Here is a 16,153-nt window from a genome sequence, read left to right on the forward strand (position 1 = left end):
CTCCGCCGCCCGGCGGGTTCCGGGGCGGCCCCTCCAGCCTGGGCGGCGGCGCTCCCTCGCGCGTCCCTCGCAGGGTGTCCCCGCCGTACCGCGGTCGCGGTAGGCGGAGCACTGCGGCGGGGTGACGCCGCGGCGCGCGCACTCCGCCAGGATGTGGGGATGACGCCGCGGATGCAGGCCCACCCGCGGCTGCGGTCCCGGCTCGGCGACGCCCTCGCGGCCGCGATCATCGTCGCCGCGGCGTTCGCGCCGTTCCAGGGGTCCGCTCAGCGGCCCTCGGGCCTGCTCGAGTTCGCGATCGTGCTCGCGCCGGCGGTCCTGCTGCCGCTGCGGCGGCGCCGGCCGACCCCGGTGCTCGCGGCGATCGTCGTGCTGTCCGCCGCCGCGGCGGTCCTCGGACTGCTCGCGCCGGGCGTCGTCCTCGCGACGGCGATCGCGATGTTCGCGGTGACGAACCGCAGCTCCCGCCGGGTCGGTCTCGTCGTGACCGGGGTCACGGTGGTCGCGGTGGTGCTCCTGAGCGTCGTCGGCGCGGCGGTGAGCCCCCTCGACGCCCGGGCGGTGCAGTACGCCGTCACGGTGCTCTTCGCGGCGGCCGCCGGCGACGCCACGCGCTCCCGCCGCGAGTACATCGTCGCGGTGACCGAGCGGGCGGAGCGGGCCGAGCAGACCCGGGAGTCGGAGGCGCGGCGCCGCGTCAGCGAGGAGCGGCTGCGCATCGCCCGCGATCTGCACGACGCCGTCGCGCACCAGATCTCGGTGATCAGCCTCAACGCCGGGGTCGCGAGCTCCGCCCTCGACTCCCGGCCCGAGAAGGCGCGGGAGGCGCTGAGCACGATCCGCAGTGCGGCCCGGTCGGTCCTCGGCGAGATCGGCGACCTCCTCGAGGTCCTCCGCACCGACGAGGCGGCCGGCACGGCGCCCCAGCCCGGCCTCGACCGCCTCGACGAGCTCGTCCGCCGCTTCGGAGAGGACGGCCTGCAGGTGACCGTCCGCACCGAGGGCGCGCTCGACCGCGTCCAGGGGGCGGCCGATCTCGTCGCGTACCGCGTGGTCCAGGAGGCGCTCACCAACGCGCACAAGCACGGCGCCGAGCACCGCGCGCACGTCCTCGTCGCGGTGGCGGACGACCGCGTCGAGATCGTCGTGGCGAACCCGGTCGCGGCCGTCGCGGGTCCGGACCGCGAGCGCGGCAGCGGGCACGGGCTGCTCGGACTCCGCGAGCGGGTGGCCTCCGTCCGCGGCACGGTCGTGACGGGGGAAGTGGCGGGCGGCTACCGCGTGGCGGCGTCGCTGCCGCTGCCGCAGTCGCCCCCGCCGTCCGCGGCCGTCCCGCCCGCAGCGCCGCTCCCGGCCCCGTCGATCACAGAGGAGGACCCGCGATGACCACCGTCCTCGTCGTGGACGACCAGCCCCTGATCCGCCAGGCCGTCACCGACATCCTCGGCAGCGCGAGCGGCATCGAGGTCGTCGGCGAGGCGCGCACCGGCCGCGAGGCGGTCGAGCTGGCGACCCGCCTGCGCCCCGACGTCGTCCTGATGGACATCCGCATGCCCGAGCTCGACGGCATCGGCGCCACCGCGCTGATCTGCGCCGACCCGGAGCTCGCCGCGACGAAGGTCCTCATCCTCACGACCTTCGAGGAGGACGAGTACCTGATCGCCGCCCTGCGCGCGGGCGCCGGCGGCTTCCTCGGCAAGGGCGCCGAGCCGGAGGAGATCGCCGCCGCCGTCCGTGCCGTGCACGCCGGCGACAGCCTCCTCTCGCCCGCCGCGACCCGCAGCCTGATCACCCGCTACGTCCTCGCCCCGCCGGCGTCCCCGCCGCTCGTCGAGCCGCCGGAGTTCGCCCAGCTGACCGACCGCGAGCGCGAGGTCCTGCTGCTCGTCGCGCGCGGCCGCTCCAACCAGGAGATCGCGGACGACCTCGTCATCTCCCCGCACACCGCCAAGACCCACGTCAACCGCATCATGACCAAGCTCTCGGCCCACGACCGCGCCCAGCTCGTCATCGCCGCCTACGAGAGCGGCCTGCTGACCCCCGGCGCCTGAGGCGCCCGCCGAGGCGTCCTCGAACCGTCGAGGCGTCCCGCAGCACCCGGACGCCTCGACGGGAGCGGGACGTCGCGCGCGCGCGTCACGCCGGCGGCGGCACGCTCACGATCCGGTCGTCCTCCTCGCCCGGCGACCCGCGTCCGTCCGTGTTGCTCGTCACGAACCACAGGTCGCCGTCCGGCGCCGCCACCGCGTCCCGCAGCCGCCCGTACTCGCCGACGGCGTAGTCGGTCGAGGCCGACGGATCCGCGACCGGCACCGCGCGCAGCACCTCGCCGCGCAGGTTCGCCAGGTAGAGCACGCCGTCCAGCTCGGTCATCCCGCTCGGGCTGGCCGCGCCCGGCTCCCACTGCTGCACCGGATCGACGAAGCCGTCCTCGCCGGCGATCCCCTCCACCTCGGGCCAGCCGTAGTTCGCGCCGGGCTCGATCACGTTCAGCTCGTCCCAGGTGTCCTGCCCGAACTCGCTCGCGAACAGGGTGCCGTCCTCCGCCCAGGCGAGACCCTGCGGATTGCGGTGCCCGCTGCTCCAGACCAGCGACCCCGGGTACGGGTTGTCGTCGGGCACGGCGCCGTCGAGCGTCATCCGGAGGATCTTGCCGGAGAGCTCGTCGAGGTCCTGCGCCGCCTCGCGCCGCCCGGCGTCGCCGACGGTCGCGTAGAGCATGCCGTCGGGGCCGATCGCGATCCGCCCGCCGTCGTGCGTGCGAGCGGACGGGATGCCGTCGAGGATCGTCTCCGGCGCGCCGAGTGCGTACGCCCCGGCCTCGCGCTCGAGCGCGAACCGCTGGATCCGGTTGCCGTCGGCCGCGGTCGAGTAGGCGAACAGGGTCCGGCCGTCGACGGCCAGCCCGAGCAGCCCGCTCTCGCCCTCGGCGACCACGCCCTCGACGACACCGACCTCTCGGGTGCTGCCGTCCGCCGCGAGCTCGAGCACCCGTCCGCTGTCGCGCTCGCTGACGAGCGCCGTGCCGTCGTCGACGAAGACGACCGACCACGGCGCCTCGAGCCCCTCCGCGACGCTGCTCGCGCCGACGAGCTCGCGCGCCTCGGGGCCGGGAGCGGCGGGAGTCGTGCTGCAGGAGGCGAGCCCCACGCCGAGCGCGAGCGTCGCGCCGACGAGGGCCGAGCGGAGGACGGGACCGGTCATCCCCCCAGGCTGCCCGCCGAACCTTCGAGCCCTCTCAGCCGCTGCCGCGCCCGCCGCTAGCACCCCGACGGATCCCGCGCACCCCCACCGCATGTCGGACCTGCGGCGTAGCGTTGACGAGGTGATGCGCCCCCAGATCAGCACCCTCGGCCAGCTGCGCGCCTCCGGGCACGCGCAGAAGACCCTCCGCACCGAGATCCGCGACAACCTCCTCGACGCCCTCCGCGAGGGCCGCGACCCCTGGCCCGGCCTGCACGGCTTCCAGGACACCGTCATCCCCCAGGTCGAGCGGGCGGTGATCGCCGGGCACGACATCGTGCTGCTCGGCGAGCGCGGCCAGGGCAAGACCCGCCTCCTCCGCACGCTCAACGGCCTGCTCGACGAGTGGACCCCCGTCATCGAGGGCTCCGAGCTCGGCGAGCACCCCTACGAGCCGATCACCTCGATCAGCAAGCGCCGGGCGGACGAGCTCGGCGACGAGCTGCCCGTCGCCTGGCGCAGCCGCGAGGAGCGCTACGTCGAGAAGCTGGCCACGCCGGACACGAGCGTCGCGGACCTCATCGGCGACGTCGACCCGATGAAGGTGGCCGAGGGCCGCAGCCTCGGCGATCCGGAGACCATCCACTTCGGCCTCATCCCGCGCAGCCACCGCGGCATCGTCGCGATCAACGAGCTGCCCGACCTCGCCGAGCGCATCCAGGTCGCGATGCTCAACGTGATGGAGGAGCGCGACATCCAGATCCGCGGCTACGTCCTGCGCCTGCCGCTCGACGTGCTCGTGGTCGCCAGCGCCAACCCCGAGGACTACACGAACCGCGGCCGGATCATCACCCCGCTCAAGGACCGCTTCGGCGCCGAGATCCGCACCCACTACCCGACCGCGCTGGTCGACGAGATCGCGGTGATCCGCCAGGAGGCCGACCTCGTGGCCACCGTCCCGGACACGCTGATCGAGATCCTCGCCCGCTTCACCCGGGCCCTGCGCGAGTCGTCCTCGGTCGACCAGCGCAGCGGCGTCAGCGCCCGCTTCGCCATCGCCGGCGCCGAGACCATCGCCGCCGCCGCGCTGCACCGGGCCACGCGCCGCGGCGAGGAGGAGGCGGTCGCCCGCCCGATCGACCTCGAGACCGCGGTCGACGTGCTCGGCGGCAAGATCGAGTTCGAGTCGGGGGAGGAGGGCCGCGAGGACGAGATCCTCGACCACCTCCTCCGCCAGGCCACCGCCGAGACGGTCCGCGCGCACCTGCGCGGGCTGGACCTCACCCCCCTCGTGACCGCCGTCGAGAACGGCGCGATGATCACGACCGGCGAGCAGGTGACGGCCGAGGAGTTCCTCGCCGCCCTGCCCGTGCTCGGCGAGTCGGCCCTCTACGACGACATCGCCGACCGCCTCGAGGCCACCGGCTCCGGCCGTCGCGCGGGCGCCGTCGAGCTCGCCCTCGAGGGCCTCTACCTCTCGCGCAAGCTCAGCAAGGAGACGGGCGGGGGCGAGGCCGTCTATGGCTGAGCCGCTGCGCATCGGAGCGGCGCAGCCCGCCGGAGGGCCCGCGCGTGCCTAGGGGCAACCGCCGGCTCGGGCGCGACGCCCGCTACTCCCGCTATGACGGCGGTCCCGACCCGCTCGCCCCGCCCGTCGACCTGGCCGAGGCGCTCGACGCCATCGGCGAGGACGTCATGGCCGGCACCTCGCCCGAGCGCGCCATGCGCGAGTTCCTCCGCCGCGGCGGCCGAGACGCCCAGGGTCTCGACGACCTCGCCGCCCGTGTCGCCGAGCGCCGGCGCGAGCTGACGCAGAAGCACGGCCTCGACGGCACCCTCCGCGAGGTCCGCGAGCTGCTCGACCGCGCCGTCCTCGCCGAGCGCAAGCAGCTCGCCCGCGACACGCAGATGGACGACGGCGACCGCGCCCTCGCCGAGATCCAGCTCGACAGCCTCCCGCCCTCGCCGGCGGCCGCGGTCTCCGAGCTCTCCGACTACCGCTGGCAGAGCCCCGAGGCGCGCGCCGACTTCGAGAGGATCAAGGAGCTGCTCGGCGCCGAGATGCTCGAGCAGCGCTTCGAGGGCATGAAGCAGGCCCTCGAGAACGCGAGCGACGAGGACCGCGCGGCGATCGACGCGATGCTGCGCGACCTCAACCAGCTCCTCGAGGCGCACGCCCGCGGCGAGGACACCCCCGAGCAGTTCGACGCCTTCATGGCCCAGCACGGCGAGTACTTCCCCGAGCGGCCCGAGACCGTCGACGAGCTGATCGACACCCTGGCCGCCCGCGCCGCCGCGGCCCAGCGGATGCGCAACTCGATGACCCAGCAGCAGCGCGACGAGCTCGACGCCCTCGCCCAGCAGGCGTTCGGCACGCCCGAGCTGATGCAGTCGCTCGGGCAGCTCGACGAGACGCTGAGGGGCCTGCGCCCCGGCGAGGACTGGGGCGGCTCCGAGCGGATGGACGGCGAGCAGGGCCTCGGCCTCGGCGACGGCACCGGCGTCTTCCAGGAGCTCGCCGACCTCGACGCCCTCGCCGACCAGCTCGCGCAGCCGCACGAGCGCTCGAACCTCGACGACCTCGACCTCGACCTGCTGGCCCGCCGCCTCGGCGACGACGCGGCGGTCGACGCGCAGACCCTCAAGCGCCTCGAGAAGGCGCTGCGCGACTCCGGCACCCTGCGCCGCGGTTCGGACGGCGCGCTCACCCTCACTCCGAAGGCCATGCGCCAGCTCGGCAAGGCGCTGCTGCGCGACATCGCCGACACGATGTCCGGCCGCCAGGGCGCGCGCGACGTGCGCCGGGCCGGCGCCGCGGGCGAGCGCTCCGGCGCGACCCGGCAGTGGGAGTTCGGCGACACCGAGGCGTGGGACGTCACCCGCACCCTCACCAACGCGCTGACCCGGACCGCCGGCGACGGCCGCGAGACCGGCTCCGGCGTCCGGATCGAGATCGGCGACGTCGAGGTGCAGGAGACGGAGGCGCGGACCCAGGCCTGCGTCGCCCTCCTCGTCGACACCTCGTTCTCGATGGCGATGGACGGCCGCTGGGTGCCGATGAAGCGCACCGCGCTCGCCCTCCACACGCTGATCTCGAGCCGGTTCCGCGGCGACGAGCTGCAGCTGATCGCGTTCGGCCGCCAGGCCGAGGTGATGGACGTCGAGCAGCTCGTCGGCCTCGACGCCGAGTGGGAGAAGGGCACCAACCTGCACCACGCCCTGCTGCTGGCCAACCGGCACTTCCGGAAGCACCCCAGCGCGCAGCCGGTGCTGCTGATCGTCACCGACGGCGAGCCGACCGCGCACCTGGAGCCCGACGGGCAGATCTACTTCGACTACCCGCCTGACCCGGTGACCGTCGCCGTGTCCGTCCGCGAGCTCGACGCCTCCACCCGGCTCGGCGCGCACACCACGTTCTTCCGGCTCGGGGACGACCCGGGGCTCGCCCGCTTCATCGACTCGCTCGCCCGCCGGGTCGGCGGCTCGGTCGTGAACCCGGAGGCGGACGACCTCGGCGCGGCCGTCGTCTCGTCCTACCTCGGCGCGCGCGGGGCGGCTCCCGGCGGGCGACCGCCCGGCGACGAGCTGTTCGGCCGCGGCTGGGGCTTCTAGCGGCGGGGCTTCCAGCGGCTGCGGCTTCCAGCGCCTCTGGCTTCCAGCGCCTCGGGCTTCCAGCGCCTCGGGCGTCCGGTCGCCCGGTGCTCCCGGGCGCCCGGCCCGCCGGACGCGGTCAGAACAGCGGCCACGGCACGGCGGGCATGCTGCCGCGCGGCGCCGGGAAGCGGCCGGAGGAGCGCAGCCGGTCGCAGCGCTTCGCGAACGTGGCGATCTCCTCGTCCAGCAGCAGCTCGGACAGCGCCGCGCCGAGCGGGCCGTCGATCGCCGAGCGCAGGCGCTGCAGCGCCGCGAGCTCGTCGTCGGTCAGCGGCTCGCCGACCCAGCCCCAGAGCACCGTGCGCAGCTTGTGCTCGACGTGGAAGGTCAGGCCGTGGTCGACCCCGTAGCGGTGACCGCCCGGCATCTCGAGCACGTGCCCGCCCTTGCGGTCCGCGTTGTTGACCACGACGTCGAAGACGGCCATCCGCCGCAGCGCCGCCGAGTCCTCGTGCACGAGCGAGATGTCGCGGTCCTCGGCGTCGCTGCCGTCGAGGACGTGCCGCCAGCCCGCGGGCACCGCGTCGGCGGGCACCAGGTCGACGGCGTCCTGCTCCGGATCGATGTCCTGCCAGAGCTGCACCATGCCGATGCCCAGCGGACCCTCGCGGAGCCAGGTGCGCGGCACGACGCTCCAGCCCAGCGCCTCCGAGGCGAGGTAGGCCGACACCTCGCGGCCCGCGAGCTGCCCGTCCGGGAAGTCCCAGAGCGGCTTCTCGCCGGCGACCGGCTTGTAGACGACGGAGGTGCCGCCGATGCTGCCGAGGAACGTCGCGTTCGAGGCGACCGTGATCCGGCCGGTGAGCTCGAGCTCGCCGCTCTGCAGCTCCGCATCGTCGGGCAGCTCGGAGCCGCCGGGCGGCCCGGAGCCGCTCGGCGGCTCGTGCTCGGCGGACGGCTCGGACGCGTCGGTCATGTCAGAGGGCAGTCGTGCCCGTCGGGGTCCATCGGCTCGCCGCAGCGCGGGCAGAGCGGACGGCCGGCGCCGACGATCTCGAGCGTCCGCTTGGCGAAGGCGCGGGCGGTGCCGACCGGGATCCGCACCTGCAGCATCTCGTCGGGCAGCGTCGGGGAGTCGTCGATGCTGAGGTCGTCCTCGTCGTCGCCCTCGACCACCGGGTAGGCCTCGATGACCACCTGCGCCGTCGACGGGTCCCAGCCGAGGCTGAGGCTGCCGACGCGGAACTCGGCCGCGACCGGCTGGTCGAGCGGCTCGTTGTCGACGAGCTCGGGCGGAGTGCCGGGCGGCACACTCGCCGGGTTGCCCTCGGCGGACATCAGCTGGTCGAGGATCTCGTCGATCTTCTCGGCGAGCAGGGCGGACTGCTGCTTCTCCAGCCCGACGCTGACGACGCGCGGACCGGTGCGGGCCTGCAGGTAGAAGGAGCGGGAGCCGGGGGAGCCGATCGTCCCCACGACCACGCGGTCGGGCCAGTCGAATCCGTGCACGATGGGCATGCCCCCAGTCTACGAGCGCCCGCCTGGCCCGCCCCTGCACGCGAAGGAGACGCCCTTGCGGGCGCCGCCCCTTCTTGCTGATCGAGCAGCGAAGCCGTTTCGCGTCTCGGTGGTGAGGGAAAGGACGCGCGGCGCCACTTTCCTGCTGGTCGAGCAGCCCCGCAGGGGCGTATCGAGACCCACCACCGTCAGCAGGGCGGTTCTGCAGACTCGCGTTCTGACAGTGGTGGATCTCGATACGCCCGCTCCGCGGGCTACTCGATCAGCATGGATCTCCCCTACGTATCAGGTGATCTCTCCTAGGAGATCCACCCCGCACACCATCAGCTGATGCTGTGCGCCGCTACTCGTGCCCCGCCCCGCCCCCGACCGGCGCCTCGGCCTCGGCCGGCGCCGGCGCGCGCAGCCAGCCCAGGTCGCCGGCCTCCGTGTTCATCGCGATCACATCGGGTCGCCCCGCGCCGTAGCGGATCATCGACACCGACGCCGGCCCGACCGACAGCCGCTGGAAGAGGTCGAGGTGCATGCCGAGCGCGTCGGCCAGCACCGCCTTGATGATGTCGCCGTGGCTGACCGCCGCCCACACCGCGTTCGCCCCGTGCTCCGCCGCCACCGCCGCGTCGTGCCGACGGATCGCCGCGACAGAGCGCGCCTGCATCCCGGCGAGCCCCTCGCCGCCGGGGAAGACCGCCGCCGACGGCTGGTTCTGCACCACCGACCACATCGGCTCCTTCGCGAGGTCCCGCAGCGAGCGCCCCTGCCACTCCCCGTAGTCGCACTCGGTGATCCCCTTCTCGATCGGCGTCGCCGGCGAGCCGTCCTGCCGCTCCAGCAGGTACCGCGCCGTCTGCCGGCAGCGCTCGAGCGGACTCGACACGACCGCGGCGAGCGGGACCGCGGCCAGCCGCTCCCCGGTGCGCGCGGCCTGGGTGCGGCCGACGTCGTCGAGGCGGACCCCGGCGGTGCGTCCGGCGAGGATCCCGGCGGTGTTGGCCGTGGTGCGCCCGTGACGGACGAGGAGGAGCGTGGGCATGCGGCTCAGCCTAGACACGCCCCCTCCGCCCCTCCTCCGGAGCCCGCCCCACCTCCGGCTCGCTGTCCCACCTCCGGCTCGCCGAATCCGCCGGTTCGAGCGAGCCGAGCGCGCTTCCACGAGCCCGAGGTCATCCGCCCGGCTGCCCGGCCCCTCCTCCCCGCGACTGATGCCGCCGACGCCGCCCCTCGCTACCGTGGACGAGCGGCCGCCCACCGCGGCCCCGAGGACACCTGCACCGAAGGGACTCCCATGGACGGGACGAACGGCACGACGCCGACCGGCACCCCGCAGCACGATCCGGCCGTCGCGCAGGACGCGGCGATCGACACCACCGCGACCGACAGCACCACCGGCACCGCGACTCCCGCCCCCGCCTGGGCCGCCCCCGACGCCACCGGCCGCCAGGACGAGATCGCCCTCCGCATCCGCGGCCTCCGCAAGCGCTTCGGCGACAAGGAGGCCGTCGCCGGCATCGACCTCGACGTGCCGGCCGGCTCCTTCTTCGGCCTCGTCGGCCCCAACGGCGCCGGCAAGACGACCACGCTCTCGATGGCGACAGCCCTGCTCCGCCCCGACGCGGGGACCGTCACCATCCACGACGTCGACGTCTGGCGCGACACCCTCGCCGCCAAGCGGCTGATCGGCGTGCTCGCCGACGGCGTCAAGCTCTTCGACCGCCTCACCGGCCTGCAGCTGATCACCTACTACGGGCTGCTCTGCGGCATCGACCGCCCGACCGTCCTCGAGCGCGCGAACGACCTGCTCGCCCTGCTCGGCCTCGACCCGGCCGACCGCACCCTCGTCGTCGACTACTCCGCCGGCATGACGAAGAAGATCGCGCTCGCCTGCGCCCTGGTCCGCGCCCCGCGCCTGCTGGTGCTCGACGAGCCGTTCGAGTCCGTCGACCCGGTCTCCGCCGCGAACATCCGCGACATCCTCACCGGCTACGTCGCCTCCGGCGGCACCGTCATCGTCTCGAGCCACTCGATGGACCTCGTCGAGCGGATGTGCGACCGCGTCGCCGTCATCGCCGACGGCCGCGTCCTCGCCGCCGGGACGCTCGAGGAGGTCCGCGCCGGCTCCAGCCTCGAGGAGCGCTTCGTCGACCTCGTCGGCGGCCGCACCCACCAGGAGGGCCCGGCATGGTTGCGCATCTCCTGAGGCTGCGCCTGCTGCTGCTGCGCAACACGCTCACCCGCAACGTCTGGCAGCTGATCGGCGTGATCGTCGGCGGGCTCTACGCGGTCGGCGTGCTCGGCCTGGTGGTCGTCGGGCTGATCGCGCTCGGCGCCTCCGACCCGGCGTTCGCGAACGTCGCCCTGATCCTCGGCGGGTCCGCGCTGCTGCTGGGCTGGGTGCTCGGTCCGATCTTCGTCTCCGGCTCGGACCAGAGCCTCGACCTGCCGACCCTGGCGACCTTCCCGATCCCGCTCCGGACGCTGATGCTCGGCCTCGCGGCCGCCGGTCTCGCCGGCGTCCCGGGGATCGTCACCGCGCTGGGCGCGCTCGCCTCGGCCGCGGCGTGGTGGAGCCACCCCGTCGGCATCCTCCCCGGACTCGTCTCGGCGGTGATCGGCGTCGCGACCTGCGTGGTCGCCTCGCGCCTCATCGGCGCGCTGACCACGGGCCTCGGCTCGAGCCGCCGCTACCGCGAGGTGATCGGCGGAGTCGTCCTCGTGGTCGTGATCCTGCTGGGGCCGCTGCTGATCGGGGTGACCACCGTCATCAGCGACGGCCTCGACGTCCTCCCCGTCGTCGCCTCGGCCCTCGGCTGGTCGCCGCTCGGTGCGATCTGGGGCGTCCCCGGCGCGATGGTCGCGGGGGAGTGGGCGGTCGCCCTCGCCCGCTTCGCGATCGGAGTCGCCACGCTCGCCGTCGTGGTGCTGCTCTGGGCCCGGGCGCTCCGGCACGCGCTGGCCGAGCCCGCCGCGTCCTCCTCGCAGGCCGCCTCGGGCGCGCAGGGCATCGGACTGCTCGGCCGCTTCCCCGGCACCCCGACCGGCGCGATCGCCGCGCGGGCCCTCGGCTACTGGTGGCGCGATCCGCGCTACAGCCGCGGCCTGCTGGTGATCCCCGCGGTGGTCGTGCTGGCCGTCTTCTACAGCGCGCTGCAGGGCGGCGGCTCGATGCTGGTCGTCCTCTCCTCCCTCTTCATCGCGCTGATCTTCGGGGTGACCCTCTGCGCCGACGTCTCCTACGACGGCACCGCCTGGGCCGCGCACGTCAGCTCCGGAGTCGCGGGCTCGGCCGACCGCGCCGGCCGCGTCATCGCCGCCGGGCTGATCGGCGTGCCGGCCGTGCTGATCGTCGCCGTCGGCACCTGCCTCTACGCGGGTCGGCCGGAGTCGATCCCCGCCGTCCTCGGGATGTCGCTCGCGCTCGTGCTCAGCGGCTTCGGCGTCTCGAGCGTCGCCTCGGCGCTGGTCGTCTACCCGGTGCCCGCCCCCGGCGACAGCCCGCTGAAGACCCCGCCCGGCTCCGGGATGATCTCGAGCGTCGTGATGCTCGGCAGCATGGGCGCGACCGCGCTGCTGTCGCTGCCGTCGCTCGTCCTCGGCACGGTCTCGCTGGTCGGCGGGAGCGTCGGCCTCGGTCTCGCCGCGCTCGCCGCCGCCCTGGTGCTCGGCACGGTCTTCGCCCTCGTCGGCATCCGCGTCGGCGGCCGCGTCCTCGACCGCCGCGCCCCGGAGCTGCTCTCCGCCCTGGTGACCATCGGCTGACCCGCACGCTCCGTCGCCGCCCACCCCACCCCCTCTCCACTCCCCAGAAGTCGCGGTAGTCGCGCCCGACTACCGCGACTTCTGGAAGGTCGCGCGGCCCTCCACGCTCCGAGCCAGGCGGAGACGCGTCGAGTACGCAGTAGTTGCGGTAGTCGCCGTCGACTACCGCGACTTCTGGAGGGTCGCGCGGCCGCGCGGGCGCGGACCGGGCGAGCAGCCGCGAGCGGCCGGTCGGCGCGGCAGGATGGGGGCATGCGCAGCCTCGAAGTCCTCCTCGACCCGGAGTCGGAGGCCCGGATCCGCGGCCAGTGGGAGGCGCTCGAGGCGGCCGGCATCCCGAGCCTCGCGCTGCACACCTCAGCCAGCAACCGCCCGCACCTCACCCTCCTCGCCGGCCCCGAGCTGACCCCGCCGCTGCCGGGCGCGCTCGGCGAGCTCCCGGCGACCGTCGAGCTCGGCGCCGTGCTGCTGTTCCCGCACGCCGGCCGCTTCGTGCTGGCGTGGGGAGCCGTGCGCTCGCCCGCCCTCGACGCCCTGCACGCCCGCGCGACCGAGCTGATGCCGGGCGCCGTGCCCACCTCGCTCCCCGAGTCCTGGACCCCGCACATCAGCGTGTCCCGCCGACTCCGCGCCGAGCAGCTCGCCCAGGCCGTCCCCCTTCTCGGCGAGCCCTTTCCCGTCGGTCTCGCGAGCATCCGCTTCTGGGACGGTGACACCAAGACGATCACCGACCTCTGACACCGCCGGCCTCTCACCCCGCCCGCCGGCCTCTCGCCCCGCCCGCAGGCTCCTCGCTCGCCCGCTTCCCGCCGACCTTCGGCTCGTGAGTCCACCTCCGGCTCGTGCAATCGACCGGTTCCTGCGTGCCGAAGGTGTTTCCGCGTGCCGAAGCCGCTTCCCGCTCACGTTCGGCTCGCGATTCCACCTCCGGCTCGCGGAATCGACCGGTTCCCGCGTGCCCGAGGCCGTATCGCGAGCCGGAGGCACTCCAGCCGCCGCCACCCCGCCGCGCCCGCCCCTCCTCCCCAACCCCGCATCCGCCGCGACCGTCCCCAGAACGCCGCTCGCCCGGGGCCGCGTCGGAGGCGGCGGGTAGAGTTCCACGGGTGACAGAGCCCACCGCGACCGCCCTCTCGACCGCCGAGCTCCCGACCGCGGACGCCGGGGCCGGGTCCTCCGCCGCGGCCCAGGAGATCCTCGAGCGGGTCTTCGGCTACGGCTCGTTCCGCGGCGAGCAGCAGGCCATCGTCGAGCAGGTCATCGGCGGCGGCGACGCGGTCGTGCTGATGCCCACCGGCGGCGGCAAGTCGCTCTGCTACCAGATCCCCTCGATCGTCCGGCCGGGCACCGGCGTCGTCGTCTCACCGCTGATCGCCCTGATGCAGGACCAGGTCGACGCCCTGCGCGCGAACGGCGTGCGCGCCGAGTTCCTCAACTCCACCCAGGACATGGGCGAGCGCCAGCGCGTCGAGCGCGCCTACCTCGACGGCGAGCTCGACCTTCTCTACGTCGCCCCCGAGCGCCTCGGCAACGAGGGCACCAAGCAGTTCCTCGCCCGCGGCCGCATCGCCCTGTTCGCGATCGACGAGGCGCACTGCGTGAGCCAGTGGGGCCACGACTTCCGCCCCGACTACCTCGCCCTCGGCGAGCTCGCCGAGCGCTGGCCCGACGTCCCGCGCATCGCCCTCACCGCGACCGCCACCGAGGCGACCCACCGCGAGATCACCACCCGCCTGCACCTCGGCGCGGCCCGCCACTTCATCTCCAGCTTCGACCGCCCCAACATCCAGTACCGGATCGTCAACAAGGTCGAGCCGCGCAAGCAGCTGATCGACTTCCTCAAGCGGGAGCACGCGGACGACGCGGGCATCGTCTACGCGCTCTCGCGCAAGAGCGTGGAGGCGACGGCCGAGGCCCTGCGCGCGGCCGGCTTCGACGCCGTCGCGTACCACGCGGGTCTCGACGCCCGAGTCCGGGCCGCCGCGCAGTCGCGCTTCCTCCGCGAGGAGGGAGTCATCGTCTGCGCCACGATCGCGTTCGGCATGGGCATCGACAAGCCCGACGTCCGCTTCGTGGCGCACATCGACCTGCCGAAGTCGGTCGAGGGCTACTACCAGGAGACGGGTCGCGCCGGTCGCGACGGCCTGCCCTCCACCGCCTGGCTCGCCTACGGCCTGCAGGACGTCGTCCAGCAGCGCCGGATGATCGACGAGTCGCCGGGCGACCTCGCGCACCGACGGCGGATGTCCGCGCACCTCGACGCGATGCTCGCCCTCTCCGAGACGGTGCAGTGCCGCCGGATGAACCTCCTCGCCTACTTCGGCCAGGAGAGCACCCCCTGCGGCAACTGCGACACCTGCCTCGAGCCGCCCGCCTCGTGGGACGGCACGGTCGCCGCGCAGAAGTTCCTCTCGACGGTCGTCCGGCTGAAGCGCGAGCGCAACCAGCAGTTCGGCGCCGGCCACATCATCGACATCCTCCGCGGCAAGACCACGCCCCGGACGACCCAGCACAAGCACGACACGATCGCCACCTGGGGCATCGGCGCCGACCTCAGCGACACCCAGTGGCGCGGGGTCGCCCGCCAGCTGCTCGCGCAGAGCCTGCTCGGCGTGAACGACGACGGCTTCGGCACGCTCGTGCTGACCCCCGAGTCGTCGTCCGTGCTGAGCGGCGAGCGCAAGGTCGAGCTGCGGCAGGAGCCCGAGCGCCCCGCGCGCTCGAGCGGCTCGTCGCGCTCCGGCCGCTCCACCGTCTCCGACCTCTCAGCCGAGGCGCAGCCCCTGTTCGAGCGGCTCCGGGAGTGGCGCGTCGCCCAGGCCCGCGCGCAGTCGGTCCCGGCCTACGTCGTCTTCAACGACGCGACCCTCCGCGAGATCGCCACGGTCGAGCCGACCACGATCGACGCCCTCAGCGTCATCGGCGGCGTCGGGCAGAAGAAGCTGATCACCTACGGCGCGGCGGTGCTCGCCGTCGTCGCCGGGGAGACGCCCGAGATCGCCGAGCCCGACGCGAACCAGGAGCCGGCTCCGGCGCGCCGCCAGCCCGCCGCCCGGTCGACGGCTGCCCGCTCGTCCGGCGCGCGCCCGTCCTTCGGAGGCGAGCGCTCCGGTCCGCCGGTGTCCTCCGCCCCGCCCGAGGACGACTGGGTCCCGCCGGAGGAGCCCGACGAGGACCCCGGCTGGGACACCTACTGAGGCGCGGCGGCGCTGGAACGCCGGCAGCGCCGACCCCGCGGTCGGCCTGAGCGTCGCCGTCAGCCGTCGCCGTCAGCCGTCCGCGCCGGTCGAGGCCATCCAGCCGCCGAGCAGGGTGCAGCCGAAGGACAGGGCGAGCCCCGCGATCGGCACCCAGAAGGCGATCCGCCGCACCACCAGCAGCACGATCGAGACGGCGATCGCCGCGAGGAACGGGACCCATACCCCGCCGGCCGCGACGAGCACGCCCCAGCCGATCAGGTCGCCGTTGCAGTCGTTCGCGCCCATGCACGCGTCGCTCGCCATCGCGAAGAACAGCCCGAAGTAGGACAGCAGCAGGGTGACGGCGCCCGCTCCCAGGATCAGCGCCACGGTCAGCACCAGGTCCCACACCCGCACCGGGCGCCGCTGCCGAGCCGGGCTCCACGGTGTGCCGGGCCCCGACGGCCGGGCCGACTCCAGCGCCTGCACCGCCTCCATCGAGGTGGGCGGCCGCCAGTCCGGCCGGTCCTCCCGTCGGGGCGGCGGAGGCGGAGGCAGCTGCGGCTCGCTCATGCCCCGAGCCTAGCCACGCCCCTCCCGCCACCCCGGGTCCCCTCATGCTGGTCGATCAGTCCCGCGGGGGAGTATCGAGACCCACCCGCTTAGGCACGAAGGCTCTGCAGACCCGAGGTCCACCACCGGCGGATCCGCGTCCCGCCACGCTGGCAGGTTCCGACAACCCGCGCCCGCTCGCTCCCGCCGCCCTTTGTGGCCGCGCGACGGAACGTTTCCGGGATGCACCGGCCCGACCTACCGTGCAGGAGCACCGCCTCCCGACGCACTGCAGCGCCGGGATCGACCGCTCGATCCACCCCACCGGCCGATCGCGAGCGGTCCGAACCGAAGACGGTCGAAGGGATCCT

Annotated in this window: 13 protein-coding genes; 8 read left to right on the forward strand and 5 right to left on the reverse strand. The window is 74.4% G+C overall.

Going from position 1 to position 16,153, the window contains the following annotated elements:
* The first annotated feature begins 159 nt into the window (after nucleotides 1-159).
* A complete protein-coding gene (locus HRK28_RS09710; protein ID WP_160090891.1) occupies nucleotides 160-1,386 on the forward strand; it encodes a sensor histidine kinase in 1,227 nt (408 codons plus the stop codon).
* Nucleotides 1,383-2,051 (forward strand): response regulator transcription factor, encoded by a 669-nt coding sequence (locus tag HRK28_RS09715; protein WP_160090890.1) that lies wholly within the window; start codon nucleotides 1,383-1,385, stop codon nucleotides 2,049-2,051. The genes HRK28_RS09710 and HRK28_RS09715 overlap by 4 nt, the downstream gene beginning before the upstream one ends.
* 85 nt (nucleotides 2,052-2,136) lie before the next feature.
* Here the strand turns inward: HRK28_RS09715 and HRK28_RS09720 are convergent, their stop codons facing one another.
* Nucleotides 2,137-3,204 (reverse strand): sorbosone dehydrogenase family protein, encoded by a 1,068-nt coding sequence (locus HRK28_RS09720; RefSeq protein ID WP_254304727.1) that lies wholly within the window; start codon nucleotides 3,202-3,204, stop codon nucleotides 2,137-2,139.
* A gap of 124 nt (nucleotides 3,205-3,328) precedes the next feature.
* On the opposite strand from HRK28_RS09720, the gene HRK28_RS09725 reads away from it, so the two are divergent.
* Both HRK28_RS09725 and HRK28_RS09730 read left to right on the forward strand, forming a co-directional pair.
* Nucleotides 3,329-4,711, forward strand: a complete 1,383-nt coding sequence (locus HRK28_RS09725; protein ID WP_173251972.1) for a magnesium chelatase — start codon at nucleotides 3,329-3,331, stop codon at nucleotides 4,709-4,711.
* Nucleotides 4,712-4,755: 44 nt separating this feature from the next.
* Complete coding sequence (locus HRK28_RS09730; protein WP_160090888.1) at nucleotides 4,756-6,795, forward strand: VWA domain-containing protein; 2,040 nt, start codon at nucleotides 4,756-4,758, stop codon at nucleotides 6,793-6,795.
* Between the two features lie 118 nt (nucleotides 6,796-6,913).
* On the opposite strand, the gene HRK28_RS09735 is transcribed toward HRK28_RS09730, so the two are convergent.
* The 3 genes from HRK28_RS09735 to HRK28_RS09745 all read right to left on the reverse strand — a co-directional run bounded on the left by HRK28_RS09735 (nucleotide 6,914) and on the right by HRK28_RS09745 (nucleotide 9,328).
* Entirely contained in the window at nucleotides 6,914-7,681 is a 768-nt protein-coding gene (locus HRK28_RS09735) for an SCO1664 family protein (RefSeq protein WP_254304843.1), read from the reverse strand.
* A 68-nt stretch (nucleotides 7,682-7,749) separates the two neighbouring features.
* On the reverse strand, nucleotides 7,750-8,295 hold the full coding sequence (locus HRK28_RS09740) for a DUF3090 domain-containing protein (protein WP_123732666.1): 546 nt from the start codon (nucleotides 8,293-8,295) through the stop codon (nucleotides 7,750-7,752).
* Nucleotides 8,296-8,638: 343 nt separating this feature from the next.
* Complete coding sequence (locus HRK28_RS09745) at nucleotides 8,639-9,328, reverse strand: histidine phosphatase family protein (protein ID WP_173251296.1); 690 nt, start codon at nucleotides 9,326-9,328, stop codon at nucleotides 8,639-8,641.
* A gap of 252 nt (nucleotides 9,329-9,580) precedes the next feature.
* Between HRK28_RS09745 and HRK28_RS09750 the strand changes: the two genes are divergently transcribed.
* The 4 genes from HRK28_RS09750 to recQ all read left to right on the forward strand — a co-directional run bounded on the left by HRK28_RS09750 (nucleotide 9,581) and on the right by recQ (nucleotide 15,248).
* Nucleotides 9,581-10,492, forward strand: coding sequence for an ABC transporter ATP-binding protein (locus tag HRK28_RS09750; RefSeq protein ID WP_173251298.1), 912 nt, complete (start codon nucleotides 9,581-9,583; stop codon nucleotides 10,490-10,492).
* Nucleotides 10,474-12,051, forward strand: coding sequence for a transporter (locus tag HRK28_RS09755; protein ID WP_173251300.1), 1,578 nt, complete (start codon nucleotides 10,474-10,476; stop codon nucleotides 12,049-12,051). The genes HRK28_RS09750 and HRK28_RS09755 overlap by 19 nt, the downstream gene beginning before the upstream one ends.
* 252 nt (nucleotides 12,052-12,303) lie before the next feature.
* Entirely contained in the window at nucleotides 12,304-12,789 is a 486-nt protein-coding gene (locus tag HRK28_RS09760; RefSeq protein WP_160090884.1) for a 2'-5' RNA ligase family protein, read from the forward strand.
* Nucleotides 12,790-13,244: 455 nt separating this feature from the next.
* The gene (recQ, locus tag HRK28_RS09765) at nucleotides 13,245-15,248 is read left to right on the forward strand and encodes a DNA helicase RecQ (RefSeq protein ID WP_367948427.1); all 2,004 of its coding nucleotides are present in this window, start codon (nucleotides 13,245-13,247) and stop codon (nucleotides 15,246-15,248) included.
* Between the two features lie 72 nt (nucleotides 15,249-15,320).
* On the opposite strand, the gene HRK28_RS09770 is transcribed toward recQ, so the two are convergent.
* A complete protein-coding gene (locus tag HRK28_RS09770) occupies nucleotides 15,321-15,803 on the reverse strand; it encodes a DUF6264 family protein (RefSeq protein WP_173251303.1) in 483 nt (160 codons plus the stop codon).
* Nucleotides 15,804-16,153: the final 350 nt, after the last annotated feature.

The sequence above is a fragment of the Rathayibacter sp. VKM Ac-2835 genome (genome assembly GCF_013266705.1).
Lineage (GTDB): Bacteria > Actinomycetota > Actinomycetes > Actinomycetales > Microbacteriaceae > Rathayibacter.

Bases quoted from the DNA above. Each gene is read 5' to 3' on its own strand.
- HRK28_RS09710 (WP_160090891.1), top strand. From the start codon at position 160: ATGACGCCGCGGATGCAGGCCCACCCGCGGCTGCGGTCCCGGCTCGGC.
- HRK28_RS09715 (WP_160090890.1), top strand. From the start codon at position 1,383: ATGACCACCGTCCTCGTCGTGGACGACCAGCCCCTGATCCGCCAGGCC.
- HRK28_RS09720 (WP_254304727.1), bottom strand. From the start codon at position 3,204: ATGACCGGTCCCGTCCTCCGCTCGGCCCTCGTCGGCGCGACGCTCGCG.
- HRK28_RS09725 (WP_173251972.1), top strand. From the start codon at position 3,329: ATGCGCCCCCAGATCAGCACCCTCGGCCAGCTGCGCGCCTCCGGGCAC.
- HRK28_RS09740 (WP_123732666.1), bottom strand. From the start codon at position 8,295: ATGCCCATCGTGCACGGATTCGACTGGCCCGACCGCGTGGTCGTGGGG.
- HRK28_RS09745 (WP_173251296.1), bottom strand. From the start codon at position 9,328: ATGCCCACGCTCCTCCTCGTCCGTCACGGGCGCACCACGGCCAACACC.
- HRK28_RS09750 (WP_173251298.1), top strand. From the start codon at position 9,581: ATGGACGGGACGAACGGCACGACGCCGACCGGCACCCCGCAGCACGAT.
- HRK28_RS09755 (WP_173251300.1), top strand. From the start codon at position 10,474: ATGGTTGCGCATCTCCTGAGGCTGCGCCTGCTGCTGCTGCGCAACACG.
- HRK28_RS09760 (WP_160090884.1), top strand. From the start codon at position 12,304: ATGCGCAGCCTCGAAGTCCTCCTCGACCCGGAGTCGGAGGCCCGGATC.
- HRK28_RS09770 (WP_173251303.1), bottom strand. From the start codon at position 15,803: ATGAGCGAGCCGCAGCTGCCTCCGCCTCCGCCGCCCCGACGGGAGGAC.